The following is a 25451-nucleotide window of genomic DNA, read 5'->3' as shown; positions in this document are numbered from 1 at the left end:
ACGATCCGCGTGGAGCAGGTGGCCTTGCCGCTGTTCCCGCAATGGGGGACGGAGCCCAACGGGTACTATATTCCGCCGCGGCACGCGCCGCGGGGCTACAACCGGCAGATGTTCGGGCCGGGCGTCGACAATGCGATCGAGAAGTATCTCGTGCCGAGCCGCGAACTGTTGGCGGTGCTGCAATTGTGGCGCGCCAGCCAGCAGATCATCTTCCGGTACGACGTCATTCCGGGCCCGAAAGTGTTCGAAACCCAGATCCACGGGAAGCGATTCGACATGTATAACGACACCGTGCTGGGCTTCAACAAGTCGGGCAAGGAAGTGGCGCGCATTCAGGTCGAAGAGCCGATCTACATCCGACCCGCAGAACGGGTCAACTGGCTCTAAGACATGGGTATAGCAGGATAGGAGACAAGCCTACCTGCAGGTGGGGGCGGAGACAACGTTCTGCCCCCACCGCCCATGTTGAGGGTACGTTCACACAGCCCCGCGCAGCATATTGTGACTCGCAATGCGATTCATCCGATTCTACGCACCGGCTTAGACGCAACCATGTATCCTCGATCTTTCTGGTTTCTTCCCGCCATGACCGCCGTCCTTATACTGTTTCTGCTCGGGCACGTGACATTGTTCGGGCAGTGGAAATCACGATCAAACGCCCAACTCAAGCGCGCCCTGATCATCGAGCAGATCCTCCGCCTTGAACGCCTGGTGGTGGAGGTAGAAACCAGTTTTCGTGGCTATCTCTTGGCGGGACAGAAAACATTCTTGGAGCCACTCCAGTCAGCTGAAGCGCAATTGACCTCCATTACCGACCGGTTGATGATGCTGACCGCGGGTGACCAACGGCTTCAGGGAGGCATAGGGCTGTTACACGCCAGGGTCACAGAGTTCGTAGCCAGCAAGAATCGCCTCACGACCATCGCGGAGAACGGCCAACGAGACCAGGTAGATCTCTATGTCAAAGTCGGAGATGGACGAGCCCTTTTCTTGACCATCGATAAAGCCTTCAAGGACTTTGAGTCCCGAGTCGACCACGAAATTCCTTTGGAGGAGTCGGACCACGAAGTCTGGTCCTGGCGAACCGGGTGGCAACTGTTACTGCTCGACACAGCGGCAGTGCTCACATGCTTTTCGGTGGCGCGAGCCTTCGCTCCCACACAACCGAATTCTCTCTCTGCCCGCTCCTAACCGATTGCAGCCGCGACGGTCAGGCGCCATGCCTTCAACAGAGTATGTCTGACCTCGCAGCAACAACAGGCAGCTACAAGGGATCGGAACGCGGTGGTGCGACCTCTATGGGACTGGATGGGAAGGGCGATTGCTAGGAGGACACCAGGGACGTTTCGTTCCACCGCTGTAGGAGACGGCCAGTCCGGCCGAGACCATTTCATCCGCCAGATCCTGCCCATCGACGGATACCAAGGCGAGAATCCGAAAATACTTATCCCGCGCGACTGGCTGGATTTCCACCCGACCTCCGCCTTGCAACTTGGAAAGGAGAAACTGTCTAGCCCTGATTGCCAGTTGACGCTCGAATTCACAGGCTCCGTTGATCTCCGGCGTATCAATACCCACCAGGCGCATGGGCAATTTCTCCCCGAACAAACTCGGCAAGGAAGGAATACTGATGGTGCAGGTGTCACCGTCATGGCAACCGAGTATCGTGGCCGGACCATATGGCGTGACGGCGGTGGCGAGGGAGAAGGCCGGTGCGGGAGCAAGGAGTCCCCAAGCAAGAGCGAAAGAGCCCCAGATCAGGAAGGTTGAACGAGGTCGCATCATCCGTGAAACGCCGCGAGCCATTGAGCGCAGGTTCCGGAAGATATGGATCGAAGATTCAAGAGAGCAGTTCTGCCACAGGCTGCAATTTCAATGAGTGCAGGAGAGGCGCAGTCTATCACCATTCCTGGATGAAATCTCGAGTCGCTTCAGCATTTCCACTGCCCTTGGTTCAGGGCCGCCAACCGACTGCGGGTCAACATAGAATATTTTCATGCATAATCAATCACTTGCAATCCACGAGCTCATTAGATGCACCTTTCAAGGCCCTAGCTGCCGCTGCGGAGAAAAGAGGCTGGAAGCGGACGGATGCGCGATTGACAGATCCGGGGATGGGCGGTATACTTTGCACAGTTGAGAATGCTTCTCATAATCGCCATGCAGCTGAATTGACCCGGTCGGAAGGAGCACGAATTATGTATGTGTGCCTCTGCAAAGGGTTGACTGAATCGGATGTGCGGGAAGCTGGCCGAACAGGCTGCGTGACGACCCGCCAGCTTATCGCTGAGTTCGGACTTCGCGACAAGGGATGTTGCGGTCGCTGCGCCAAGAACATCCACGAGCTTGTCGCGCTGGCTCAGAGCCACTTGGACGGTTTGGGAAATAAGATCGCGTCCTGACCTCTCCTCTGCTCGTTCCCGATTGTTACCTGCCTACCAGTAGCGCTACCGGCCGAAGCCTTTTTTCACAGCCCAAGCCACCTCGGCCACCCGTTGCCCGAGCTCACGGGCCGCAGCCAATTCTTTCTCATCAATGCCAGGGCTGTCCCCTTCCGTCGTAGCAGATGCCCCAAATGCACCGCCCCCGCTCACCACGATCATATAGTTGCCGAGCATCGCCGCGAGAATCGAGAGCATCGTCAATTCCTTGCCGCTCGAGATCTGTCCACCGGTAGCGAATGCCGCGCCGACCCGATTCTTCAGCTTGAATTCGGGAAACACGCCGAACTTGAATTGCCAATCGTCGATGAACGCTTTCACCTCCCCTGCCATATTGGACCAATACACCGGCGACCCCAGGACGATGGCATCTGCCCCGAATAGATCTTCGGCCGTCACCTGCCGCACACGTTTCAGAATGACTTCGGTCCGAGCGACTCCGCGAGCTCCATGAGCAACGGCCTCCGCCATCTTTTCCGTCTGACCGGAAAGAGAATGGTAAGCTACCAGAACATGGAGGACCGGTTCCGGCGAATCGGCCAATCCAGGATCTGCCGCTCCCATCAACCAGCCGATGCACAGCAGGATGCACGAGATCCACTTGTTCATATCAGGCCTCATTCACAAAGTTAGAAACCGCTCCCGACGCGGATGCGGCTGGATGGAGACGATTGGAAGAAACAGACAGGGCCCAATGCCTAAGAATAAGTCAACTCAACAGGAGGTATGAAAGCTGCGCCTCAGTGCGAGGTGACTGAGGCGCGATCGGCACGCCCCTTTGCAACGGGGCTGAACTCACGATGGCCGACGGGAACAGTGTCTTCCCTAGTAGCGAACCGTTTCCTCGTCCATGTGCTCTTCGACGGACACCTCGGTCAACGTACCTCGGTAGTCGCACTTGTGGCAGCGGATTCGAAACTCCTCGATCCACTTTTCCTGCACATAGGATTGACGGCATTTCGGGCACACAAACACGCCCTTCTTGTACAGCACCCGGCGCTTTTCTTTCATAACGGAGCCTCCTTGGACATCGCAGGGTGATGAGGATGGCACACGCATTGAGCGAAATGCAAGGCAAGGTCCGACGGCGGTCTCACGGAAGTCCGCTGCCTTGACGACCCTATACCGGCCTCGCTAGGATGCGCCTATGCGTATCAGATTCTCGATCCTTGGCGTGATAGTGACGCTAATGTTGGCCTCCTTGAGCCCCGCGGAAGAGCCGGAAACACTCATTGCCGTGAAAACGCCCAAAGGCGCGACGATATCGGCTGAGTTGGCTGACACGCCCATGAAACGGGCGAAAGGTCTGATGTTTCGAGAACACCTGGCGGATGATCGAGGGATGTTGTTCACCTTCGGAGACGCGCAGCCCCACACCTTCTGGATGAAGAACACGAAAATCCCGCTGGATATTATCTGGATGGACGACAGGAAGAAGATCGTCCATATCGAGCACAACGTCCCGATTTGTACCTACCAAGACGACAGCTGCCCCCAATACCGGCCGAATATCGGCGCGCTGTATGTCCTGGAACTCGGCAGCGGGCGGGCGGAGGCGCTTGAATTGCAGCGCGGCATGCGCCTTGATTTCAAAGTGCCCTAATGGCTCTTCGGTCCCCAGAGAAAATTCTGAATCCGTTCAACCAATGACTTTGCTTGCGAGGAGGCGGCCAACGCCGCGGCCTCCTTGGATAGCTGTGCCTTCGCTGCAGCCGTGGCGGCATGCCGACGGGCCACGACCTCGCCAATTTGCTCAACCAGTCGTCGATCCTGTTGCACCACCTGAAGAAGGGCATCCTTGCCGACCGCAATCACCTGCAGAGTCTCAGCAGCTACCACCGTCGCAGACCGGGGTTCACCGGTCAGGAGCGACATTTCTCCAAAAAACTGCCCGGCTCCCAGCGTCGTCACCACTGAACTCAACCCGCCCTGCTCCAGCCGCACATCAGCCTTGCCGGATACGATGACAAACAGGTCTTGTCCGGGGTCGCCCTGTCGCACCACCCGCTCACCCGGCAGATAGCTTTCCAGCCGAGCCTCACGGGCCAAAGTTTCCAGTTGCTTTTCATCCAGCGCAGCTAAGAAATCGATTACCGTCAGGCGGCCGACGATACGGTGGATGGTCTTGTCGAGTGGATCGCTCGGCGCCTCCGACGTTTGATGCAACACGCGCTGCGGGAATGGAATCTCGATCCCTCGTCTGGCAAAGGCATGCCAGATGTAGGTCCGCACTTGGCTTTCGATGACCGGATAGCGGGCGTAATCGGAGATTGGAAACTTGACGCGATATTGAATAGCCGATTCGCCGAAGTTCGTGACCATTGAATAAGGCTTGGGTTCGGCCAGCACACCCGGGGCTGCGGACGCGGCCTCGACCAGCGTCTCGCAGACGATTTCCGGGGGAGTCCGATAGGCCGCATCGACATAGACTGAGCAGAGATGCGTCGTCGTAGGTCGGTTATAGTTCGTCACCCCGGCACTAATCACGCTGTCGTTCGGGAGCGAGATCGTATCCTGCTCGCGCGTCTTCAGCGTGACATGCTCCATACCGATATGCGTGACCAGCCCTTCCTTCTCCATGGTCGAGATCCAATCGCCGACCTTGACCACCTTGCCAAGTTCAATCCCGGCGAAGAATCGCGCCAACGTATCCTTCAACGCCACACCAACCACAGCCGCCGCCACGGTGGGCAACGCGACCAAGGCAACAAGGTTGATGCCCATGATGAGCCAGAGGAACAACACCCCCGCAGCGACCACCTCCACGCCGATCAGAATTTGGCGGACGACGTCGGGGATATACCGGTTTCCACGCTCGATCAGGAATTCGCCGATGATCAGGAAATCGAGGATAGTAAAGAGGAAAAACGCCGCGCCCATCGCTGCCGCAACATTGACGGCCGAGCGAGCCAACGGAGAGAGATCGGGACCTGCCTCGCTGTGGATGAAGATGGCGACCCCGCCCAGCAGCAACGCCAGCGGGCCTGCCAGCAGCACGAGAATGGGAATGTTTCGCCCACGGCGATAGGAGAGGTAGGCGACACCGAGGAGAGGCAAGAGGACAGCGGCGACCAACCCGATCCCTCCGCCGACCACCATGCCAAGACTCATACTAGAAATATCCTTCTAGGAGACGACCAGCCGGAAAGGTGCACTCCTCATGCCCGCTCCTGCCACGACCGAACTCGGCGGGCAGTGATGACACCATCGACCTTTTCGATTGTCTTCAGGACCCGATGCAAATGGGCCGTATCCGTAATCTCGATGACGAAATCGAGGACAGCCTTACGGTCTTCCCTGGTTGTGATTTCCGCACGACTGATGTTGGCGGAACATTCGGCAATGGCTGCCGACACGTTTGCCAACACGCCCGTCCTATCGACCGCGATGACCGAGACCTTGACTGCATGGGTCCCCGGCATGGCCAAATCCCACTCGACTTCCACCAACCGGTTCTTATCGTAGTCCAACGCCTCGAGATTCGGACAATCGATAGTGTGAATCGTAAGCCCACGCCCTCTCGTGATGTAACCCAAAATTCGATCACCGGGAACGGGGTTGCAGCAACGTGAAAGCTGCATGAGAAGATCGCGCGCGCCTTTGACTTGAACACCTTGATGGTCGGCTTTGCCCGCGACGGGTTTCTGGGGCGACTCCGGCTCGACTTGCGTCGGCTGCGTCTCGGCCGGCACCGTGGAGGTGAACTTGCTGATGATTTGAGAGGTCGGGAGATGCCCGAATCCCACGGCGGCAGCCAACTCTTCGGTCGTTTCATACCCGGCCTGCTTCGCCACCTCCAGCAGCTGTTCCGAGCGAATCATCTGGGCCGGTGCCAGCCCGTGGCGACGGAACTCGGCCTCCAGTAGGCGTTTGCCGATTTCCACGCTCCGCGCCTGCTCTTCCGCCTTGATCCAATGTTTGATCTTGGTCTTGGCCCGAGACGTACGGACGAACTTCAGCCAATCCTTGTGCGGCGTTTGGTTGGGCGAGGTCAAAATTTCAATGGTATCACCGCTCTCCATCGAATGCTTCAGCGGCACGATCTTCCCGTTGACCTTGGCGCCGACGCAATGGTCTCCGATCTCGGTATGGATCGAATAGGCAAAATCGACCGGCGTCGACCCTTTGGGCAACTCCTTGACCATGCCCTTGGGCGTAAACACGTAGACCACGTCGTGAAACAGATCGAGCTTCACGGAATCCATGAATTGCCGGTTGTCCGGAAGATCCTGATGCCATTCCACGAACTGCCGCAACCAACTGAACACCTTGCCGTCTTTTTCGTCGATGCGGCCCTGCTCTTTGTACTTCCAATGGGCGGCGATGCCGTGCTCCGACACGCGATGCATTTCCTCCGTGCGGATCTGGAACTCCACGTGCTCACCTTTTGGGCCAACTACAGTGGTATGCAGGGACTGATACAGGTTGGACTTGGGAATCGCAATGTAGTCCTTGAAGCGGCCGGGCAGCGGCCGCCAGAGCGAATGGATGACCCCCAACAGGGCATAACAGCTCATCTTGGTATCGGTGATGATCCGAAGCGCCGCGAGGTCGTAGACCTCCTCGAAGGTAATCGATTGCTTTTCCATCTTCTGGTAGATGCCGTACAGATGCTTCGGCCTCCCATAGACATCGCCGGTGAGGCCCGCTTCGGCAATGGCACCCTTCACCACCTCGATCACTTCCTGAATGTACTGCTGGCGATCTTCATCCCGCTTCGCCACGCGAATCCGCAGCTGCTCATACACCTCCGGCTTCAAATGCTTGAGACAGAGGTCCTCGAGTTCGTTCTTGATCCAACCGATCCCCAACCGATTCGCCAGCGGGGCGTAAATTTCGAGCGTTTCCTGGGCGATCTCATGCCGCTTGCGCTCGCTCAGGTACTCGAGCGTGCGCATGTTGTGCAGCCGGTCGGCCAGCTTAATGAGGACGACCCTGATGTCGTCCGCCATCGAGAGGACCATCTTGCGAAAATTTTCGGCCTGCTTTTCCTCGTAGCTCCGGAAGGTAATTTTTCCGATCTTCGTGACGCCGTCCACCAGGTGGACCACATCCTTGCCGAACCGCTGTTCGAGTTCGGCCGGCGTCGCCAGCGTATCCTCCAGCGTGTCATGCAACAGCCCCGCCACAATCGCGGCCACATCGGTCTTGAGATGCGTCAGGAGGCCCGCGACGGCCAGTGGATGTTGAAGATACGGCTCTCCCGACCGCCGGGTCTGGCCTTCATGAGCCCTGGCGGAAAATTCATAGGCCTGCTTTACCAGGTCCAGATCTGCGTCGACGTTGTAGCTTTTGACACGCTCGATCAGTTGGTCGAGCCGGGTCACCGTCTCGTGCGGCATTACGAGGACACTCCCTCCGTCATCCGCAATGCTCTGATACGCAATTGCAGACGGTCGTAGCCGTTCCAATGATTCCGCTCCGGACTAAAGGCCAGATCCACCGGCTTGCTCGTTGTGAGCCCCAACTCCTCAAACGATCCCATGCGAAACCCGATGCTGTCGAACGTCAAGGACCGGCCTTGACGAACCCGCAACTTGAGGTGTTTCTCGCCCACCACCCGGGCCTCCAACACCTGCAATCCCCGCACAGCCAGCGTCGGCTCGGGATTGCCCGCGCCGAATGGGTGCAGCGACTCCAATTCCCGGATGAGCCCGAAATTCACGTCCGTCAGATTGACCTCCGCATCAACGTGCAGAGTCGGCTGCGAGGGAGCCGCCCCCGCCCAGGCAGTGGCCACCTCATCGAAGCGCCGGCGGAACTCTTCGATCCGCGAGGCCTGAATCGTAAGGCCGGCCGCGCTTGGGTGTCCGCCGTAAGCATCGAGGAGCTCGCGGCAAGCCGTCAACCCCTGGTACAAATCGAACCCCTCGACCGTCCGCGCCGACCCCTTCCCGAGCCCCTTCTCGTTGATGGCCATGACGATGCTCGGTTTGTGGAACCGGTCGACAAGACGGGCCGCGACGATCCCCACCACGCCCAAGTGCCATTTCGAGGACGCCAACACGATCGCCGATCGAGACTCGTCCTGCGCCAATTGCTCGCCCGCTTCCCGAGTGATGTCTTCTTCGATTTCTTGTCGCCGCCGATTCAGTTGCTCCAGGTGGTCGGCAAGCTCTTTGGCTTCATAGTCGGACTCGGTCGTAAGTAGTCGAACGCAGGCAAGCGCATGATCCAGACGACCGGCCGCATTCAGTCGCGGGCCCAAACGAAACGCAACGGTCTCGGCCGTGCAAGGTTTTGTAATACCGGCGACCTGCTTGAGGGCCCGCACCCCACAGCGCGCGCCGCGTGTGAGCTGCGCCAGTCCTTCACGGACGAGGATGCGGTTTTCATCCTGCAACGGGACGACATCCGCCACCGTGGCCAACGCCATCAAATCCAGAAAGGATTCCGGCGGCAATTCACCGGCACCGTATTTCCTGCAGTAGGCCGATACGACCTTGTAGGCCAGCCCAGCCGAGCAGAGTCCACGAAACGGATAGCGCGCGTCGCGGCGATGCGGGTTCAATACCGCGACCGCAGATGGCATCGTCTCGTCGGTTTGATGGTGATCCGTCACCACGACATCGATTCCGAGTTGCGCCGCCAGCGCGATTTCCCGATGCGAAGTCGTCCCGCAATCGGACGTGATGAGCAGCGTCACCCCCTCTTGCGACAAGTGCCGTATCGCGGCTTCGTTGAGCCCATATCCTTCCTGCACCCGATGGGGGATGTAGGGTATCGCCTGCCCCCCAAGCCCCCGGTAAAACGAAAGATACAAACTGGTAGCCGAGACTCCGTCCACATCATAGTCGCCGTAAAAACAGACACGCTCATTTCCGCGCAAAGCCCGTTGGAGCCGATCGATCGCCGCCTCCATATCCGGCAACAGGAAAGGATCATGGAGCCCACCTTGATCTCCGGACATCCAGCGCGTCGCCTCATCCGCCGACGTCACGCCCCTTGCCATCAAGATCGAGGCTGTGACAGGGGAAATTGACAAGGCTCGAGACAGATTCATCTGGAGTGCGGGATTTGACGGACGAAAGACCCAAAGCTTTTGTCGCATGACCACCTGTCTGCGGCTTGAACAGTCAGAAGTGACTGAGAAGTAAGGGGAATGTTATCGGCTCGCTTACGGATTGTCAAACCACTCAGATCTCATCTGAACACGCCGGCCTGCACAGCGATGCAGGAACTCATCGGAAAGGACCGGAGAACTGCGGCACGACCTCAGGGAGGGTTTGGGGGATGGAGGCGCTGCTGAAGGGAGACGGAACGGGGGGGCGGCTATTCGCCCCCTTTTTGCACGTAATTTTTCACGAATTCTTCCGCATTTTTTTCGAGCACGTCGTCGATTTCATCGACCAACTTATCGATGTCCTCTTTCATCTTCTTGCCGGACTCGACGACTTTCGGATTCGGCTTTACTTCTTCTTTGCTATGGGATTCCTTCCTGGATTCCGGTCTCCTCTCTTGTTTCTCCATCGGAGCACCTCCCAGTGGACTGAGCACGGCTGTTCCACACTCTATTGTCACCTTACCCCAGGGTTCGTAAAGCCGTCAAGCCATTGAAGGAAAGGCCGACTCGCCTCAAAGCAACAAGTCTCATTGAGCCGGGACAATTGCCCGGCTCAATGAGACCTGACACACGAGATCCGGCTCTGCCTCGCCCTATCGCACGATCAGTGAGACGATCAACAGCGCGACGATATTGATGACTTTGATCATCGGATTGACGGCAGGCCCAGCGGTATCTTTGTAGGGGTCACCGACCGTATCGCCGGTCACCGCAGCCTTGTGGGTATCCGACCCCTTCAATCCCTGCTCTTCGATGTACTTCTTCGCATTGTCCCAGGCGCCACCCCCGCTCGTCATGGAAATGGCCACGAAAAGCCCGGTCACGATGCTGCCGACCAGCATGCCTCCCAGTGCCTGAGGTCCAAGCACGAGTCCGATCACAATCGGCGAAGCGACCGGAATCAAGCCAGGGATCATCATCTTTTGGATCGCCGCCTGGGTCACGATGTCGACACACGTCCCGTATTCCGGTTTCCCCGTTCCTTCCATGATGCCCTTAATCGTGCGGAACTGGCGACGAACCTCCTCGACAATCAAGCCGCCTGCCTGCCCCACCGCTTTCATGCAGAGCGCGCCGAATAAAAACGGCAACATTCCGCCCAAGAACAATCCGACCAACACCTTTGGATCGGATAGGTCAAAAGCCGCCAGGGCTGGATTATGCGCTGCGACCTCGCGTGAATACTCGGCAAACAACACCACCGCCGCAAGTCCGGCCGAGCCGATCGCGTAGCCCTTCGTGACCGCTTTGGTCGTATTGCCGACCGCATCCAACGGATCGGTAATGTCGCGAACGGCTTTTCCCAAGTGAGACATTTCCGCAATCCCGCCCGCGTTGTCGGTGATCGGACCGAATGCGTCGATCGCGACCACGATCCCGGCCATCGACAACATCGAGACCGCCGCCACCGCCACACCGTACAAACCGCCGGAGGCCGCCCCGCCGCAGATCCAGAAGCTGATCAAGATCGCCGCCGCGATCACCACCACCGGCGCGGCCGTCGACTGCATGCCGACGGCTAAGCCGGCGATGATGTTCGTCGCATGCCCCGTCTCGCTCGCCTTAGCGATGTCCTTCACCGGTGCATAGCTCTTCGAGGTGTAGTAGTCGGTGATGAATACCAGGGCCAGCGTCACGATCAAGCCGAGGAGCGCAGCGATGTAGTAGCTGACGCCGCTGACTCCCCCGACCCCTTCCATCACCTTCGTCGTGATCGGGAAGAAGGCCACCGCTGCGATCCCACCGGCGACGAACAGGCCTTTATAGAGGGCCGGCATGATCTCTCCGCCAGGGCTCACCTTCACGAATAGAATACCGATGATCGTGGCGAAAATCGTGACAGCACCCAACGCCAGTGGATAGAGAATCGGAGCGCTTTGTCCCTTGAACATCGTGAAGGCGAGTACCATCGCCGCGACCGTCGTCACCGCGTAGGTCTCGAAGAGGTCCGCCGCCATGCCGGCGCAATCGCCGACATTGTCCCCGACGTTATCGGCGATGACCGCCGGGTTGCGAGGGTCGTCTTCCGGAATTCCCGCTTCGACTTTCCCGACCAAGTCTGCGCCCACGTCGGCGGCCTTCGTATAGATCCCGCCGCCAACCCGCGCAAACACCGAAATCAAACTACCACCGAATCCAAGGCTCAGCAGCGCATGGATTGCCTTCTCCTGGCCGGCCATTTGTGTAGCCAGCGTGTAGAACCCCGTGATCGCCAGCAAGCCCAGACCGATCAACAGAAGACCGGTCACGGCACCGCCACGGAAAGCCACGGTCAGAGCCGCATTCATTCCATCGTGCGCCGCCTGTGCCGTTCGGACATTGGCTCGCACGGCGATGATCATGCCGACATAGCCGGCGATCGCCGATGCGCCGGCACCGACGAGAAATCCAATTGCCGTCAGAAATCCGAACTTATCCGATACGGCTCCGGCTCCCCAGAGCACCACGAAAAGACCCGCCGCCACCATACCGACCATCCTATACTGACGGTTCATGTAGGCGCTGGCGCCTTCCTGAATCGCTTTCGCGATCTCCTGCATCTTGGCATTGCCGGCGTTCAGCTTGAACACCCACATCGCCAGATAGAGCCCATACGCGATCCCCGCTGCAGCAGCAATCAATGCAAAGGTGATAATCGCTGAGTCACTCACAGTGCGCTCCTTTTGTTGGCGTGATACCGATCCGACAGGAGAATCGGCATCGCAGGAATGAACTCGATTCAGTATGGTGTTTGATGCAACGTGCAGGTCCTTTGTGACACGGTCGCCCGTGCATATGTGTCATCGAATGCGTATGCGTCGGGACGGCGGAAACCGCGGGGTGGTGCGGGGCTGACTCCGACCGCTAACTACTGGAAAAGTGGCGCCATTCTATACAGGTGACAGGAGCGGATCAAGACGAAAAATCCCGGCGCCCCGCCTGTGACGCAGCATTGCGGGTGAGGCGCTCGGTCAATGAGGTGAAGATTTGCGGAGACCGAAGGGGTTTGTTATAGTGCCGCGACCGAGAGGAACCAATGGGACTGGAACCGACCTACATCATCGTGGATCAGCAGAACTTCAGTAAGGCCAAGCTCTGCCTGGACAACCACGTCTACAAAAACTGCCAGATCGACGACTGCGACATCTTCTACAGCGGGGGGCAGTACGAGCTGATCGACACTCACATCACCAATTCTCGGCTCATCCTCAATCATCCCGCCAAGGGCATCTACAGCGCGATTCAAATCTTCAAGATGAAATCGCCTGGCTCGAAAATCGTCGCCGAGTAGCTCCGCAACGCACGGCCGTCACTCGTCTCACAGCCCATACGTATGCATCCCGCCGTGCTCGCACGACGAGATACGATCGACGTCATTTATTGACCGGAATATTCTCGCTGAATTTGACGATGGGAATCGGTTGGAACACCGGGTCCTGCGCGCCTTTGGAGGATTCTGCCTCGATGCGCTGCAGGAACGGAGCGGGACCGGTCACGGGGGCATAGCTGAGACTGGCCTCGACGTCGAACGTCTTCGTGTCCTTCGGTGTGGGAAATGAGAAGGTCTCCACACGCTTTTCTTCCGGCTTCAAGACGGTGTCTTCCAGCACCTTCGTGGCTTCAAAATCAAACACGGTCTTCTGGCCCTTGGCGTCGGCGTAGGCGCGTCCATAGATCCGCTTCTCGTTGAAGACCGTCTTGAGATTCTTCCCCTTGATATCAAGTTCAAGGACGACGCTGGCCCAGCCCGGATGCGTGGTCGGAAGATTATGAGGGACCAAGCTCTGCACCGTGACCGTCACGAGCGTCTTCTCACCCTCGACCTTGGTGGTCACTTCGAGCTTGACAGCCTCCTGTCGAAGCTGCCCGATACGGCCCGGGAAGGTATGGTTCGCCACCTTCCGTTTCCGTTCACCGTTCGCAGATTCTCCGACCTGCTCCGGCATATGACAGGCCTGGCATTCCTTGCCGGACTTGACGGCCTTGCTTTGGTCCCAGTTGCCCAACAAATCATTGCTCTTGCCGAGGTCCGCTGCCGCCGGCACCACCTGATGACAGTTCAAACAGAGATCGGACTTCTGGAAGAGACCGAGTTCCATCGACTGGTGGGCCAAATTCTGAGCGAAGTCCTTGTATGGGCCATACATGGTCTTACTGCCGACGTCGTACTTGGGCTCTGGCGGTTGTTTCGTCCGGTCGACCTGCTTGATCAGATGGCATTGGGCGCAAGCCACTCCATCGAACGTGGGCTCACCGGACTGAGCTTGGGCAACGAACTGTTGGGCCTGATCGGTGAACTCCCGGACGTGCGGCGCATGGCAACGAAAACACAACGCCTTGTCTTTGCCGGCCGGGGAATTCAGGTATGCGTCGAGGGCCGCCCGAAAGGTTGGTGTATGGATGGACCGGGAAAGCGGCGAGGTTTCCCATTCTTCGAATACACGTTCATGACAGCGCTTGCACTTGCTGGAACTGGGAAATGCTTTGTCGATTGAAAGAGCCGATTTTTGATCCTGGGCCAGTCCCTGCTGAACTCCATAGGCTAGCCCCATGCAGAGCCCCAGCATCAACCCGATGACCGTCCACGCCACCCGCTTCCGATGATGCGTCACCGTCGCTTTTCCTCCTGTCCCCGCAGATCTCACCCACCATGCAGAACGAGGCCAACCTCACAAGGGCTTGGCGCGATAGGTCAGCACGCGAGGCTGCACGTATTCCTCGATTACCTTCTTCGCCATGGCACGCTCCTGTTCCGTGGCCAACGTCGCAAGATACTTGTCTTTCAACGCCGCGTCGGGCTCCGGAATCAGCGCATAGCTCAAGACGACTTCGATGGTCGCCGGGGCCGCACCGGGCTTCAACGTTTGCGTGAACGGCACCCGCCTCGTATTGCCGCCCTTGATAAAGGGGTCGGGAATCGGCCCACGCAGAATCTTGTCGTACGGCAAGCCGAACCGCTTCACCTCTTCGCTCAACACATTCCCATCCGCATCTTTCACGCTGATGGATAGGGAAAATTGTTTGAGCACCGGATCTCCGTCGGGGAAGCTATGGGGCAGACTGCCGATCTTGACCAACACGGTGCCTTCAACAGCGGACGCCGACTTCGTTGTTTCAATGTCGAGACGCGGCATCCATTCCGCTTGCAAGTTTCTATTCTTGAGCAGCGTCCCGGGAATCACCACCCCGCGGAACCAGTGACGCCCGATGGCTCGCGTCATCGCGCCACGTTTGGAGGTGGAACTGCCGGTCGACGGCTCCATGTGACAATCCTGACAGATGGTCCCCTGAAGAATTTCTCCCGGCAGGTCCTTCTGCGTCACGTCTTTCACCTTGTCGAAATGACAAGAGGCACAGAAATTCGCCCCGCGGAACAGATCGGATTGCGACGCCGGATGTACGAGATTTTCTTCAGGATCGGCATAGGGTCCGTACAGCATCGACCCCGGCTGTACCTTGAAGGTCGGCGGAGGAAGCGGCGTCTTCTCGACGGCATTGATGAGGTGACAGGAGGCACAGCCGATCCCCTCGACTTGGGGTTTGCCGGAGAGCACCTGCGCTGCAATCTTTTCGGCATGTTGCGGAAACACCGTCACCGCAGGCGCGTGGCAGGAGAGACAGCGCTGCCGTTCGTCCAATGTCGGATTCGTCTGCATCCACACACCGAGGACGGTTCGGAAAACCGGCGACTCAAAGGATGTGCCATGGAGCAGCGCCGCATCGACCCGGCCGAAAGTCTTCAAGTCTGGCGTCTGCTCGCGCACCCCCTTCCACTCTTCATAGTGTCGATCATGGCACTGCTTGCAATCCTCAGAGCGGATAAAAATCTTCTCGATCTCGTCGACCCACTCGGCAGGCGCCTGCCCATCGGTCTTCTGGGCGATCGCTCGTTCATGGAAGGTGATATTGAGCACCGACAGGCCCAGCAGCAGCAGACCCATCGCCACTCGTTGAATACCCTTGCCTGGACGTATCACGCGACCCGGTGCTCCTCTTAGTCTCGTTTGCAGCCGACAAAATGAAAGTTCACGCCCCACCCGACTGGATCGCCGGGGTCGGCCGGTTCATAGGTGCCCACCGTGAAATTGCATTCCTTCATTGCGACCTTGATGGCTTTGCCGAAATCGATCAGGTTGCGCACTTCCTTCTTATCGATTTCTTTGATGACGGAACGGACCTTGATCCCGGCATAGTCGGCCCGGGAATTGCCGATCACTTCGAACACCGCTACGCCTTCCGGACGCTGGAGTTTCAATTCCCGTTGAATTTCTTCGTCGACTTCCCCCACCGCGATGCCGAATTCTTCACCCAGTTGCACCGCTTCGTCCGCCGTCATCTGGCCGTTGTCGGCCGCCAATCCGGCCCCGGCGACGCAAAAGACGCCCGCCAGCATGATCATACCCACAAAAAAAGCCCTTCCGCGAGAAAGGGCTCCTGTGAACGGGCATCGTCGGTCGAAAATCATTCCCTCCCACCCTGCAAGCAGGGCTAGGTTAACTCTTCACGCTTGGGTCCAACGACAGCTGGAACCAGGGAGCAACGGCCTTCTGCCCGTTGCGCTCCTTATTCTCACCGTTCCATACCGCGAAAGAGACGGCCTGGATTCGCCCAGGGATCAACTTGGCTTCGTTGTCCTGCTCTTCGCTAGACAATGGGCGCCGCATCACAACGTGCCAGGTTCCATCCTTCCAGTAAGCTTTACCCTGAACCCGACCCTGCTTTTCCTTCGTCGTCAGGGTACTGAAACCGCCTCCGATCAAGTCCTCGACGGAGGAGGCGCGTCTGGGGATCACTTCGAAACGCCGAGGCTCACCACTTCCCGACTTGTCCTTTTCTGTGGTCCGCGCGGCGCGCCGGTCGATGTCACTCTGCCAATCTGCCTTCCAGTGCCAAATGTTGATGTAGTGATCAAGCTGCCCCATGCAGAAGAAGGCCGGGGCGTCACCGAGGGGAAGCCCGATCGCAACACCGTCGCGAAACGTTCCTGGAGTCAGTCGATCATTCTTGGTGTTGTCCTGCCACTCGAGCAAAAACGCAATATCGGTTCCATTATGAACCGCCCGCACGGTCAATGCGCGCGCAGTAGGTTCGGGCCAGACCGGACGGGTGATGATTTGCCCGCTCAAGGGCAATGTCATGGGAGGAATCTTCTGCCAGGCGGGATCTTCCGGAGCGAGCGGCACATCTCCCGAAACCGCTTGTGCACGGATGATCATGCCCTCGGAACTGACGATGGGAATACCGAATCCTCCCAGCAACAGGGCGACCACGAAGAGACCAGCCAGCAATGCCAATAGAGGTGTTCGCGAAATTGGGACCGATGTCATTCGCCCCATGCCTCGGTCGCGTCTGCCTTTCGGCGGTAGGTAGGTTGACCCCGCCGATCCGGCATGTCCGGATCGGCGGGCGCAGGTCGCTTACAGCTTGACCCGACGAATCTTGTTTTCCCCTCGCTCACAAATATACAGCTGACCCTGCCGGTCGATCGCCAGTCCGACGGGGGAATTGACCACCGCCTCAACCGCCAGCAAGCCGTCACCGTGCTTCAACGCACCAGCAGCATCTTTGGCCACAAACCGAGCGGCGCCGCAGCCGCCCATGTTCTTGTCTTCATAACCACTGTCACCGTTACCTGCAACCGTGCTGATCAGCCCCGTGCCGGCTTCAATCTTGCGCACACGATGGTTTCCGGTGTCCGACACGTAGGCATGATTGTGGTCGTCGAATACGATGGCTTCCGGTGCATGCAGCATGGACTTGGCCGCAGGCTTTCCATCGCCGTCAAACCCATACCGACACACCCCTGCCAGCGTCGTGATGATGCCGGTATTCCGGTCGATACGCCGCACGCGGTTGCTGGCCTTGTCGACCACATACACATCCCCCGCGCGGTCCACTGCAATCCCGACCAGGTCATAGAGGCGAGACTCTACGGCCGGCCGGCCGTCGTCCAGGTAGAGCGACAGGTCGAGTCCGTCCGAACAAACCGGCATGAGCCAGCCGTTGTCGTCGCTGAAGTCGATGCCGATCGCATCTCCGGACAACACCACGAGATTGCGCGCCACAAGCGGCTGCTCGCGGGCCTCATCTTCCGACGTCCAGGTTCCAGCGATGGTCTCCACCCGACCGGTTCGGGAATCGAACCGACGAATGCGGTGCGCCTGCGTATCGGCAATATACATGACGTCTTCGGCATCGAAGGCGATCGCGGCCGGCCACGTGAGATTGACCTCGAGCGCCAAACCATCCCCGTTGAACCCGTGCTCGCCGGTCCCGACGACGGTGGTGATGATTCCGGTCTCGTGATCGACCTTGCGGATTCGGTTGCTGCCGGAATCACAAATATACAAGTCGTTCCGGGAGTCGAACGCGACATCAAGGGGAAGATACAGCCCAGCCTCGCCGCATGGCCCCTCGTCTCCGCTGTAGCAGGTCTCGCCGATGCCGGCAAAGTTGTGGACCGTTCCTTCCGCTAGATTGACCCGTCGAATGCGGTCCGACCCGGATTCGGCAAAATAGAGCCACCGCTCTTCCCGGTCGAGAGCCACATGGTGAGGAAGCGGGATCCCCGCTTTCACCGCGCGCTTGCCGTCGCCTGTGCTGCGGGCCTTGCCGTTTCCAGCGAAGGTCTCGATGTACCCGGACGCCAACTGCAGTTCAGTATCCATATTCTCGTCAATCCATTCGTGCGTGGCTTACGAAGCGACCGCGGCACCTAAGCGTGGGATGCCGGGGGAGCCGCGACGGCCGGTTGCTGCTCCACCGTGGGCACCTGCATCTGCGGGGCCGGAGCTTGGATGGCCTGAGCCTGGGTCGCCGCTTGCTGCGCCTGCGCCTCAGCTTCGATGGCGTCCGCCTCGTGCACCGACTTCTTGAAGCCCTTGATCGCTTTTCCGAGACCCTCACCTAATTGCGGCAATTTTCCCGCGCCGAAAATAATCAGCACGATGAACAGAATCAGGATCAATTCTGTAAAACCCAGACTCCCAAACATGGTGTGTCTCCTTTGGTCACAAGTTCAGGTTGTGGCACCCTCTTTGGCCTTCTTGGCAAACCGCTCTTTGAGACGCTGACGGGCTTGTTCGGCCTGTTCAAACATCTTGCACTTGTCGTACACGCTGATCAAATTGTAATACGCCAGCGGCTCATCCGGACTGTGCTCGACCGCACTTTCCATCACCTTGACGGCCAAATCGGTCTTCTTGTGGTTGAGGGCAATTTCCATCAATTTGAAGCTTGCTTCCAAGTGTTTCGGATCCAGTTCCAAGACACGAAGATAACACTGGATCGCCATATCCATCGTGTTGTAATCGGACACCTGCGGGTTGTCGAGTTCGACGTAGACGCCGGCCAGGTTGTACCACGCGATGGGATCGTCCGGCGTGATCTCGACTAACCGTTCATAATACCCTTTGGCGTCCATGAATTTCTTCTTGTCCGCCTGGACGCGCCCCAGATTGAAGAGCGCGAGCACGTCGTATGCGTGCACCTCCAACGCGTGTTTGAATTCGGTTTCCGCCTCTTCCATCATACCCTTGGTGGCGTAGATGGTACCGAGGTTGGAGTAATACATGGCCAGCGACCGGTTCATTTCGGTGCGGAGCCCCTCGGCCATTTCGATCGACTTCTTGACCTCAGTCAGGGCATCATCCAATCGGCCCTTGCTGAAATAGAGTTCGCCCAACCGGCACCGCGCCTGGAAATCATCCGGCTCGGTTGCCAGCATTTTTTCAATCTCGGCAATTTCCTCGTCGGGGCTCAAGGGCTGATCGCCAGGATCGACCGCCGCACTACCCTGCTCTGCACCGGCTGTGTGTTTCTGTTCGTCCATAACACCATATCCTCTAGGAAATTAGACTACTAGACCTGCCCCCCGGCGAGCGATTCTTGCGCTCCAACCAGCGGCTCATTCGGCACTGACTCTTGTTCGGCCACGGCTCCCCTCGGACGATCGAGCGTGAGCAACATGACACCCAATATCACCATCAGCGTCAGACTGGATACCAACAAGGCATACCCCGCGATGAACATGAGCCCGAGACCATATCCGGCCACACGTCCCATCGTCACCAATCGGATGACCGTGTAGGACCAGCACAGCAGACCCGCCACATAAAACGCGAAGGGCAGATAGAATGTGTAGCCCATGCCCATCTGGAAAATCCAACTGATCCCCTCGCCTGCCTTACGCATCGAGGTGGCCAGCACGGGATTGTAGATGCTGAGGAAATAATCCATGAACAACAGCCCGAAAAATACCACACCCGCCACGGACCAGAACCAGACGGCCCGACGGCGCTGTTGGCGGTTCCTGGTCCGAAACGACAGGCCGCGTCCGTAAGCCCAGAAGACCAGCATGCTGGCAATGACCATCAAGGCCTCACCGATCCGGTTCGCTTCGTAGACGAGCGGAGGAGCCGCCAACGCTCCCATCCAGCCGTACGCGGTGGAAACGATTTGGTAATACAGCCATCCCGAGATGCCGAAATAGTACGTGACTGCCAGAATACGTTGGAGCCGGTCGCGGTGCAGCGACCAATATTCCAGCATGAGTGCGGTCAGGGCGATCACGGTGACAACGTTGTAGGCAATCGATCCCAACATCCCCGGAGGGACGACGAGAAATGCCGCCGTCAATACCAAGAGCAGCCCGACGCAGGGCAGAGTAACCACATTATAGCCGCTCAGGCCCTTGGCTTTAATCCGATTGAGCAGGAGCACCAGCAAGGCAAGAAACACGAAGATCGCCACCACGTTCAGCAAGACGAAGCCGATCGACGACAGCCAACGGAATGTCGTCCCGACCCACTCATGTTGAGCGGCAATCTTACTGATATGCATGCCCAAGCGCGACACCAGCCGGTAGAGCACCAGTTCGAGAAAGCCGACAAGCAGCACCATCTTGATGGTGTACTCGAACAGCAACCCCTGGTCTTCGACCCGGCCCGTGGCACGCTCGATTGTCGTCGCAACAGCGGACATTCGATGCTCCCTGAAGGGGAAGGTGATTATAGCCCTGCAGAAAAATCCCGGTCAACGCCGGTCGTCGGCTACGATCCGGCAGGTTGCGGCACCCGCACGGCTTGTGATTTTTCCCGAGCAATGTACAGCAACCCATCTGCCATCGAGTAATTGAAGGGCAATTCGCACACGACTTCGCTGATCTTCTCGTACACGTGCTGATACAGCTGTTCCGCCTGGGGCGGCGTCATACCTTCCTGCACCTCGTAGAAGAACCCCAGACTGAGGTCTTCAGACGAAGGCCGCATGATGCGCCGGATGCCATAGCTGCCCGGATCGTTCATGATCGGCGCTTCTTTCTCCAAATCGAACAAGCAGGGCTGGCAGGAAAAGCCATAGGACTCGTTCAGCTTCTTGTTCTCGACGATAAAGTTCATCGTCTCCAGCGCTTCCTCTTCCTTCTCGGTCGGGAACCCGACGATCACATAGCAGTGCATGGCGATGCCGAGATCCACACAGTCGTCAGCGATTCGGCGGACCCACTCCTGCTTGATCCCCTTCTTCATGAAATCCATTACCCGCTGGTTGAAGGATTCCAGACCAAAGACGATCTTCAAACAACCGGCATCGCGCATTTGCGTCAGGAGTTCGCGGCTCAAGTTCTTTTCAAAACGCAGCTCGCACGTCCACTTCACGTTCAATTGTCGATCGATCATCTGCTGACAGAGGCGCTTGGTCGGCGACAACGCGAAGCATTCGTCGGTAAAGAAAAAGAACTCGGCGCCATAACGTGCCTTAAGCCATTCCAAATCGTCCACCGTCTTACCGGGGTCACGCTGCCGGAAGTTTTGATGATCCAGCGTGAGCGCGCAGAACGCGCAGTCTTTGTAGTAACAGCCACGCGAAAATTGCACGGGTAGCACGGGCTCCGGCGATAAGTACAGATCGAGCGGGAACCCGTCATAATTGGGCGCGGTCAGCTGGTTGATGTTTTCAGAATAGAAGGGCTGGTTGACCGTGATCTTGCCGTTCTGGCGGTAAATCAGATTCGGCACCTTGCTGAAATCCCGTTTCCCTTCCATTTGGTTGACGAGTTCCAGTAAAGCCGTCTCGCCTTCGAACACTACAAAATCATCCGTAATGTCGAAGAGCCACTGGCATCGGCGCAAGTTGTCCACCAGGCGTGTGAAGATGCTGCCGCCCACCGTAATATGGACATCCGGCGCGGCCTCCTTGAGCAAACGACACAAGGTCAGCCCAGGGATGATCTGCGAAGTGGCCGTAATCGACACGCCGACGAGGTCAGGGCGGTCCGCCAGAATAGATGGCAGGAACAACTCCCGAAACAATCCAATATAGGGGTTCTGCGTATCATCGCGAATGACTTTGGTCAAATCCTTGGATGAATAAATCGAATAGTCACCGAATTGGTTATCGACCACCGTCAAACGCGTGGGAAAGTAGAGTGACGACACCACTTCGAGCCATTTATCGATCAAGAACAGGCTGTTGCGGTAAGCCTCGATATCGTAGAACCCCTCCCCACGCAACGTTTCTTTGGCCAGCTCGATGCGTTCGTGCAGGTAGGGAAACCGGTCCAGGGACTCAACAACCCGCGAGAGGTGCTCGGCGCTGCCTGGCCCAGTCTCACCGGCCCGAGTTCGCTCGAGACCCTGCTGTTTATCGACAAGCTGCTGATAGATCCCTTCCGCAAAAGACTGAGTCAATACCTTATCCAACAGCTCAATGCCAAGGTCACGCTGTGAGACGTTTTTGACGCCTGCTTGAGCGAGAAAACCGGTGAGAGAAGGAAGACTCAGATATGGTTGTGATGGGTGCCAGGTCGGAGGAAACAGCAATGACACTTTCATAAATATATCTTTATATGTGATGGAAAAATCAGTGTGTTGATGACATTACCCCACCTCGGTTTATACACTCCGTCTCCGCTCAAATGCAACCGTGCGCACCGCCAAAAGCTCCGCTCCTCGACTGTGCACAAGCGAATGCACTTGCATGCTCAAAATGCACGAAGGCCCCGAACCACATGCCCTTGCGGACACTGATTCGGGGCCTTCAGTTACGACCTAGGAACGCTGCCTCACCCGACGCCGGGAGAGGCTTGAGTTCACTCAGGCCACTTGGATCACGGCAACTTCAGCGTGAACCAGGTGGAGAGCGCCTTCATACCGTTCCGTTCGATGTTCGAGCCGTCCCACACCGCGAACGCGATGGGCACAGACATACCCGCCTTGAACTGGGTGTCGTTCGCATCGCTGGTCTCCAGCGAACGCTTAATGACCACACGCCAGGTCGGGCCAGTGTAACCACCGCCCTTGACGGAGCCTGACGGTTCCCACACGCCGTTCCCGATCACATCCTGATGGGCCTGCGTGGTCAACGTGCTGAACCCATTGGCGCTCAGATCCTCGACGGAGCTGACCCGCAGCGTCGGGTCAGACATGATGTTGCCAGACCAGATACCGGAGTTGAATGGGCCAAGGCTGCGACCGATACGATCCGGGTAGGTCACCCCACCGGCCGGCTCTTCGAAGTAGTAGTCCCAGAAGATGCCAGGATACTGGTCGTCCACGTCCCACAACCCTGCGCTGTCCTTTCCGATGTCCTTCTGCCACTCCGCGTTCCACCGCCAAATATTGACGGTGCCACCGGACTGACCCATACACTGGAACGGCGGCGCCCCGGCGGTGTTCACCGGGAACATGATGGCGGTCTGATCGCGGAAGTCCTGCGGTCCGATCGCCGTGTCATTCTTGGTCTGGTCGCTCCACTCCAAGCGCAGCCCAAGCTCCTTCCCGTTGGTCATTGCCTTCACGAACACCGACTTCACCGAAATATTCGGGTGCATCGGCGTGGTGATGGTCTGCCCGCTCAGCGGGATAATGACCCCTGGCACTCCTTCCCAAATGGGGTTCGCACCGTCCATTGGGATAGGCCCCTTGATCGCCTTCGCGGGAATGGTCACCGGTTGGCTGACCGCGAGGGGCACCTGCCCGATCGTCAACATAACGCCGACGATAAGGGCAGAGAGCAGAATGCCAAACACCAAACGCTTGTTGCGTGTCTGCATCAGTCTCATTGCGTATGCCCTCCTCTAAAAAGATTAATGGATTAAAGAACTGAGACCTTATAACGCCTACTGAAAACCCAAACGCACAGCACCCAACAAACGTGAACCCCTACGCAGTTCCGACGGGACCCTCATCTTTTTTGCCGTCTTTCTCTTTGTCCTTCTGGTCCATGAAAGACTGGGCCCCGACCTCGCTCAGCAACATGCTCAGCTCATTCCCTTGATCCTGCGCCCCACACTCGTAGGTTTGACCTTCCGGAGCATTGAAGGTAGCCGGCCGATAATCCGCCTCGGAGTAGGGTTGCGGATTCACCCCGAGGAAGGCGACCTCAAAATCCATCCACTCAGACATGCAATCGGCCATAATTTTGAACAAGCCCGCGTCCGCCTTCTTGGCCAGCATGCGACAAAACAGCGGCACCCATCGACCGATGTGATTCTTGACGAATTTCTTCTGCGCATCTACGACGATTTCAGTCTTCTCCAGACCGTCGTGGCAACGCGAGTACGATTCCTTGTAGGTGAGGAAATGCATGAATTCGAACTCGACGCTCAGATGGTCCAAGCGCTCATGGATGTCCTTCGAGAGCTCGACGCCGAACGCCTTGTAGAACCCTGCAATGTCCCCCATCACATGGGACTGCGCAAACACGTGATCGTTCCCGAACAACGTTTCATACGGCGGGCAATCCAACGTGATCACGTTGGTGAAGACCCGGCGATGTTCCGTCTGCAGATCGCTCAGCTGCCAATTGACACATTCAGCCGCGACCAATTTCTCGATCAAATCGAACTGCTTGTTGAGCAGGCCGATCTTCTGCTTTGCCCGCTCTCCGCCGATCCCGTCCAGCGCGACACGCAACGCCTCGAGTGCCGCCCGCCCGTCTTCGACGAATTCTCCGCACTGCAAATAGTCCAGGAATTCATCGTCTTCGGGATAGAGCAAGCTCCAAGACAGAAGCAAATAGACTTTGCTTCGATTCAATGCACGCTCAACCGATGGGGAATCTTTTATGGCGACGCTTTGCGTGGGAGCCACGACCGTGGAGGAGGGGGAGGTTGATTGCACGACTTGTTTCGAGGTCATACGTACTTTTTCTCCTCACCTCAATATGTTGCGTGTTTCGATCTCAAACACCGACCACACAACACAAGAGTCCTGCGACACAGGAGGCGTATGATAGGTAAAGGTGGCGGGGATGTCAAGCATGAACTGGTCCCCCCTATCACTTGCCTCAAGTATCTTGGTTTTCGCACGCTGAGGGCGCTGTTCACTCATCTTGCGAGACCGTTCGGCGGCCATAATCGTCACAATCCGACCGCGCCTGTCGCACAATGTCTGGCCGGGGTCACCTTGATCGCAATATGATCATTGACCGTTTTACAGACCTGCTCACAGAGTCCGCAACCGACACAACGCTGAGCCGATACGACGAGGCGAAACGCCTCGAAATCGGTCGAGAGCGCGTCAGTCGGACACTTCGATACACACGCATGGCATCCTTGCCCTGCCGTGCAGACCCGGTGCGAAACCGCCGCGACGCCCATGCGGACCGCAAATAGATCTTCGACCGGCAGGAGTGCCTCCGTCGCACAAGCCGCAATACAGGGAAACTCCTCACAGAGCTCACAGGCGGTATCACTCGGGAAAATCACCGGTGAGCCATTGGCTGCATCCGTCACAATCGCGGCCGGAGGGCAGGCCTTCACGCAGTCGCCACAACTGGTGCACCGTTCGAGGAAGAGAGCCTCCGCCACTGCTCCAGGCGGGCGCAGCCAATCGACCCGCGGGGGTGCAGCCACCGGCTCACGCACCGCATCTTTGTGGATAGAAAATTCCCGCGCGGCCTTTGCAACCGAGACGACCGAATCCTTGAGGAAGTCTCGCCGTCCGTATTTGGGATCGCCCCCCACC

General features: G+C 57.9%; 25 protein-coding genes. 5 read left to right on the top strand and 20 right to left on the bottom strand.

Going from position 1 to position 25451, the window contains the following annotated elements; genetic code table 11:
* Both KF814_18435 and KF814_18430 read left to right on the top strand, forming a co-directional pair.
* Window positions 1-387: nitrate oxidoreductase subunit beta (locus KF814_18435; GenBank protein MBX3238130.1), on the top strand; the 387-nt coding region annotated here is incomplete at its 5' end.
* A gap of 165 nt (window positions 388-552) precedes the next feature.
* Complete coding sequence (locus KF814_18430) at window positions 553-1191, top strand: CHASE3 domain-containing protein (protein MBX3238129.1); 639 nt, start codon at window positions 553-555, stop codon at window positions 1189-1191.
* Between the two features lie 105 nt (window positions 1192-1296).
* Here KF814_18430 and KF814_18425 read toward each other — a convergent pair whose 3' ends face one another.
* Window positions 1297-1587 carry a thermonuclease family protein gene (locus KF814_18425; GenBank protein MBX3238128.1) on the bottom strand — a complete coding sequence of 97 codons (291 nt, stop codon included), beginning with the start codon at window positions 1585-1587 and terminating at the stop codon, window positions 1297-1299.
* A 611-nt stretch (window positions 1588-2198) separates the two neighbouring features.
* Between KF814_18425 and KF814_18420 the strand changes: the two genes are divergently transcribed.
* Window positions 2199-2402 (top strand): (2Fe-2S)-binding protein, encoded by a 204-nt coding sequence (locus tag KF814_18420; GenBank protein MBX3238127.1) that lies wholly within the window; start codon window positions 2199-2201, stop codon window positions 2400-2402.
* A gap of 45 nt (window positions 2403-2447) precedes the next feature.
* Here KF814_18420 and KF814_18415 read toward each other — a convergent pair whose 3' ends face one another.
* The gene (locus KF814_18415; GenBank protein MBX3238126.1) at window positions 2448-3050 is read right to left on the bottom strand and encodes an NAD(P)H-dependent oxidoreductase; all 603 of its coding nucleotides are present in this window, start codon (window positions 3048-3050) and stop codon (window positions 2448-2450) included.
* Between the two features lie 216 nt (window positions 3051-3266).
* The gene (locus KF814_18410; protein ID MBX3238125.1) at window positions 3267-3452 is read right to left on the bottom strand and encodes a hypothetical protein; all 186 of its coding nucleotides are present in this window, start codon (window positions 3450-3452) and stop codon (window positions 3267-3269) included.
* Between the two features lie 136 nt (window positions 3453-3588).
* Between KF814_18410 and KF814_18405 the strand changes: the two genes are divergently transcribed.
* Window positions 3589-4044: a DUF192 domain-containing protein gene (locus KF814_18405; protein MBX3238124.1), complete on the top strand. Its 456-nt coding sequence runs from the start codon at window positions 3589-3591 to the stop codon at window positions 4042-4044.
* Here the strand turns inward: KF814_18405 and KF814_18400 are convergent.
* The 5 genes from KF814_18400 to KF814_18380 all read right to left on the bottom strand — a co-directional run bounded on the left by KF814_18400 (window position 4041) and on the right by KF814_18380 (window position 12155).
* On the bottom strand, window positions 4041-5552 hold the full coding sequence (locus KF814_18400) for a mechanosensitive ion channel (protein MBX3238123.1): 1512 nt from the start codon (window positions 5550-5552) through the stop codon (window positions 4041-4043). The two genes, KF814_18405 and KF814_18400, sit on opposite strands and share 4 nt — an antisense overlap.
* Window positions 5553-5599: 47 nt before the next feature.
* Window positions 5600-7783, bottom strand: a complete 2184-nt coding sequence (locus KF814_18395; protein MBX3238122.1) for a bifunctional (p)ppGpp synthetase/guanosine-3',5'-bis(diphosphate) 3'-pyrophosphohydrolase — start codon at window positions 7781-7783, stop codon at window positions 5600-5602.
* Window positions 7783-9492 carry a single-stranded-DNA-specific exonuclease RecJ gene (recJ, locus tag KF814_18390; protein ID MBX3238121.1) on the bottom strand — a complete coding sequence of 570 codons (1710 nt, stop codon included), beginning with the start codon at window positions 9490-9492 and terminating at the stop codon, window positions 7783-7785. Before recJ ends, KF814_18395 begins: the two co-directional genes overlap by 1 nt.
* A 221-nt stretch (window positions 9493-9713) precedes the next feature.
* Window positions 9714-9911, bottom strand: coding sequence for a ubiquitin-like protein Pup (locus tag KF814_18385; protein MBX3238120.1), 198 nt, complete (start codon window positions 9909-9911; stop codon window positions 9714-9716).
* Window positions 9912-10097: 186 nt separating this feature from the next.
* Window positions 10098-12155: a sodium-translocating pyrophosphatase gene (locus KF814_18380; protein ID MBX3238119.1), complete on the bottom strand. Its 2058-nt coding sequence runs from the start codon at window positions 12153-12155 to the stop codon at window positions 10098-10100.
* Window positions 12156-12520: 365 nt separating this feature from the next.
* Between KF814_18380 and KF814_18375 the strand changes: the two genes are divergently transcribed.
* Window positions 12521-12775 carry a hypothetical protein gene (locus KF814_18375; protein ID MBX3238118.1) on the top strand — a complete coding sequence of 85 codons (255 nt, stop codon included), beginning with the start codon at window positions 12521-12523 and terminating at the stop codon, window positions 12773-12775.
* A gap of 82 nt (window positions 12776-12857) precedes the next feature.
* On the opposite strand, the gene KF814_18370 is transcribed toward KF814_18375, so the two are convergent.
* The 12 genes from KF814_18370 to KF814_18315 form a co-directional block, all read right to left on the bottom strand.
* Window positions 12858-14096 carry a hypothetical protein gene (locus tag KF814_18370; GenBank protein MBX3238117.1) on the bottom strand — a complete coding sequence of 413 codons (1239 nt, stop codon included), beginning with the start codon at window positions 14094-14096 and terminating at the stop codon, window positions 12858-12860.
* Between the two features lie 57 nt (window positions 14097-14153).
* Window positions 14154-15461: a hypothetical protein gene (locus KF814_18365; protein MBX3238116.1), complete on the bottom strand. Its 1308-nt coding sequence runs from the start codon at window positions 15459-15461 to the stop codon at window positions 14154-14156.
* 17 nt (window positions 15462-15478) lie between these two features.
* On the bottom strand, window positions 15479-15889 hold the full coding sequence (locus tag KF814_18360) for a PDZ domain-containing protein (GenBank protein MBX3238115.1): 411 nt from the start codon (window positions 15887-15889) through the stop codon (window positions 15479-15481).
* 88 nt (window positions 15890-15977) lie between these two features.
* Window positions 15978-16811, bottom strand: a complete 834-nt coding sequence (locus tag KF814_18355) for a hypothetical protein (protein ID MBX3238114.1) — start codon at window positions 16809-16811, stop codon at window positions 15978-15980.
* Between the two features lie 90 nt (window positions 16812-16901).
* On the bottom strand, window positions 16902-18152 hold the full coding sequence (locus KF814_18350; GenBank protein MBX3238113.1) for a hypothetical protein: 1251 nt from the start codon (window positions 18150-18152) through the stop codon (window positions 16902-16904).
* Window positions 18153-18199: 47 nt separating this feature from the next.
* Window positions 18200-18478: a twin-arginine translocase TatA/TatE family subunit gene (gene tatA / locus KF814_18345; protein MBX3238112.1), complete on the bottom strand. Its 279-nt coding sequence runs from the start codon at window positions 18476-18478 to the stop codon at window positions 18200-18202.
* A 24-nt stretch (window positions 18479-18502) separates the two neighbouring features.
* A complete protein-coding gene (locus KF814_18340; GenBank protein ID MBX3238111.1) occupies window positions 18503-19315 on the bottom strand; it encodes a tetratricopeptide repeat protein in 813 nt (270 codons plus the stop codon).
* Window positions 19316-19344: 29 nt separating this feature from the next.
* Complete coding sequence (locus KF814_18335) at window positions 19345-20466, bottom strand: hypothetical protein (protein MBX3238110.1); 1122 nt, start codon at window positions 20464-20466, stop codon at window positions 19345-19347.
* Window positions 20467-20534: 68 nt separating this feature from the next.
* On the bottom strand, window positions 20535-22316 hold the full coding sequence (locus KF814_18330; protein MBX3238109.1) for a radical SAM protein: 1782 nt from the start codon (window positions 22314-22316) through the stop codon (window positions 20535-20537).
* 275 nt (window positions 22317-22591) lie between these two features.
* Window positions 22592-23545, bottom strand: coding sequence for a hypothetical protein (locus KF814_18325; GenBank protein MBX3238108.1), 954 nt, complete (start codon window positions 23543-23545; stop codon window positions 22592-22594).
* Window positions 23546-23645: 100 nt separating this feature from the next.
* Entirely contained in the window at window positions 23646-24623 is a 978-nt protein-coding gene (locus tag KF814_18320) for a molecular chaperone TorD family protein (protein ID MBX3238107.1), read from the bottom strand.
* Between the two features lie 221 nt (window positions 24624-24844).
* Window positions 24845-25450: a 4Fe-4S dicluster domain-containing protein gene (locus KF814_18315; GenBank protein ID MBX3238106.1), complete on the bottom strand. Its 606-nt coding sequence runs from the start codon at window positions 25448-25450 to the stop codon at window positions 24845-24847.
* Window position 25451 lies beyond the last annotated feature (1 nt).

The sequence above is a fragment of the Nitrospiraceae bacterium genome (genome assembly GCA_019637075.1).
GTDB lineage: Bacteria > Nitrospirota > Nitrospiria > Nitrospirales > Nitrospiraceae > JAHBWI01.
This window is presented reverse-complemented; position numbering and strand designations above follow the sequence as displayed.

What these genes read in the sequence shown, in the direction of transcription:
- KF814_18430 (MBX3238129.1), top strand. Translation starts at nt 553, where the DNA reads ATGTATCCTCGATCTTTCTGGTTTCTTCCCGCCATGACCGCCGTCCTT.
- KF814_18425 (MBX3238128.1), bottom strand. Translation starts at nt 1,587, where the DNA reads ATGCGCCTGGTGGGTATTGATACGCCGGAGATCAACGGAGCCTGTGAA.
- KF814_18420 (MBX3238127.1), top strand. Translation starts at nt 2,199, where the DNA reads ATGTATGTGTGCCTCTGCAAAGGGTTGACTGAATCGGATGTGCGGGAA.
- KF814_18415 (MBX3238126.1), bottom strand. Translation starts at nt 3,050, where the DNA reads ATGAACAAGTGGATCTCGTGCATCCTGCTGTGCATCGGCTGGTTGATG.
- KF814_18410 (MBX3238125.1), bottom strand. Translation starts at nt 3,452, where the DNA reads ATGAAAGAAAAGCGCCGGGTGCTGTACAAGAAGGGCGTGTTTGTGTGC.
- KF814_18405 (MBX3238124.1), top strand. Translation starts at nt 3,589, where the DNA reads ATGCGTATCAGATTCTCGATCCTTGGCGTGATAGTGACGCTAATGTTG.
- KF814_18400 (MBX3238123.1), bottom strand. Translation starts at nt 5,552, where the DNA reads ATGAGTCTTGGCATGGTGGTCGGCGGAGGGATCGGGTTGGTCGCCGCT.
- KF814_18395 (MBX3238122.1), bottom strand. Translation starts at nt 7,783, where the DNA reads ATGCCGCACGAGACGGTGACCCGGCTCGACCAACTGATCGAGCGTGTC.
- recJ (MBX3238121.1), bottom strand. Translation starts at nt 9,492, where the DNA reads ATGCGACAAAAGCTTTGGGTCTTTCGTCCGTCAAATCCCGCACTCCAG.
- KF814_18385 (MBX3238120.1), bottom strand. Translation starts at nt 9,911, where the DNA reads ATGGAGAAACAAGAGAGGAGACCGGAATCCAGGAAGGAATCCCATAGC.
- KF814_18375 (MBX3238118.1), top strand. Translation starts at nt 12,521, where the DNA reads ATGGGACTGGAACCGACCTACATCATCGTGGATCAGCAGAACTTCAGT.
- KF814_18355 (MBX3238114.1), bottom strand. Translation starts at nt 16,811, where the DNA reads ATGACATCGGTCCCAATTTCGCGAACACCTCTATTGGCATTGCTGGCT.
- KF814_18350 (MBX3238113.1), bottom strand. Translation starts at nt 18,152, where the DNA reads ATGGATACTGAACTGCAGTTGGCGTCCGGGTACATCGAGACCTTCGCT.
- tatA (MBX3238112.1), bottom strand. Translation starts at nt 18,478, where the DNA reads ATGTTTGGGAGTCTGGGTTTTACAGAATTGATCCTGATTCTGTTCATC.
- KF814_18340 (MBX3238111.1), bottom strand. Translation starts at nt 19,315, where the DNA reads ATGGACGAACAGAAACACACAGCCGGTGCAGAGCAGGGTAGTGCGGCG.
- KF814_18335 (MBX3238110.1), bottom strand. Translation starts at nt 20,466, where the DNA reads ATGTCCGCTGTTGCGACGACAATCGAGCGTGCCACGGGCCGGGTCGAA.
- KF814_18330 (MBX3238109.1), bottom strand. Translation starts at nt 22,316, where the DNA reads ATGAAAGTGTCATTGCTGTTTCCTCCGACCTGGCACCCATCACAACCA.
- KF814_18325 (MBX3238108.1), bottom strand. Translation starts at nt 23,545, where the DNA reads ATGAGACTGATGCAGACACGCAACAAGCGTTTGGTGTTTGGCATTCTG.
- KF814_18320 (MBX3238107.1), bottom strand. Translation starts at nt 24,623, where the DNA reads ATGACCTCGAAACAAGTCGTGCAATCAACCTCCCCCTCCTCCACGGTC.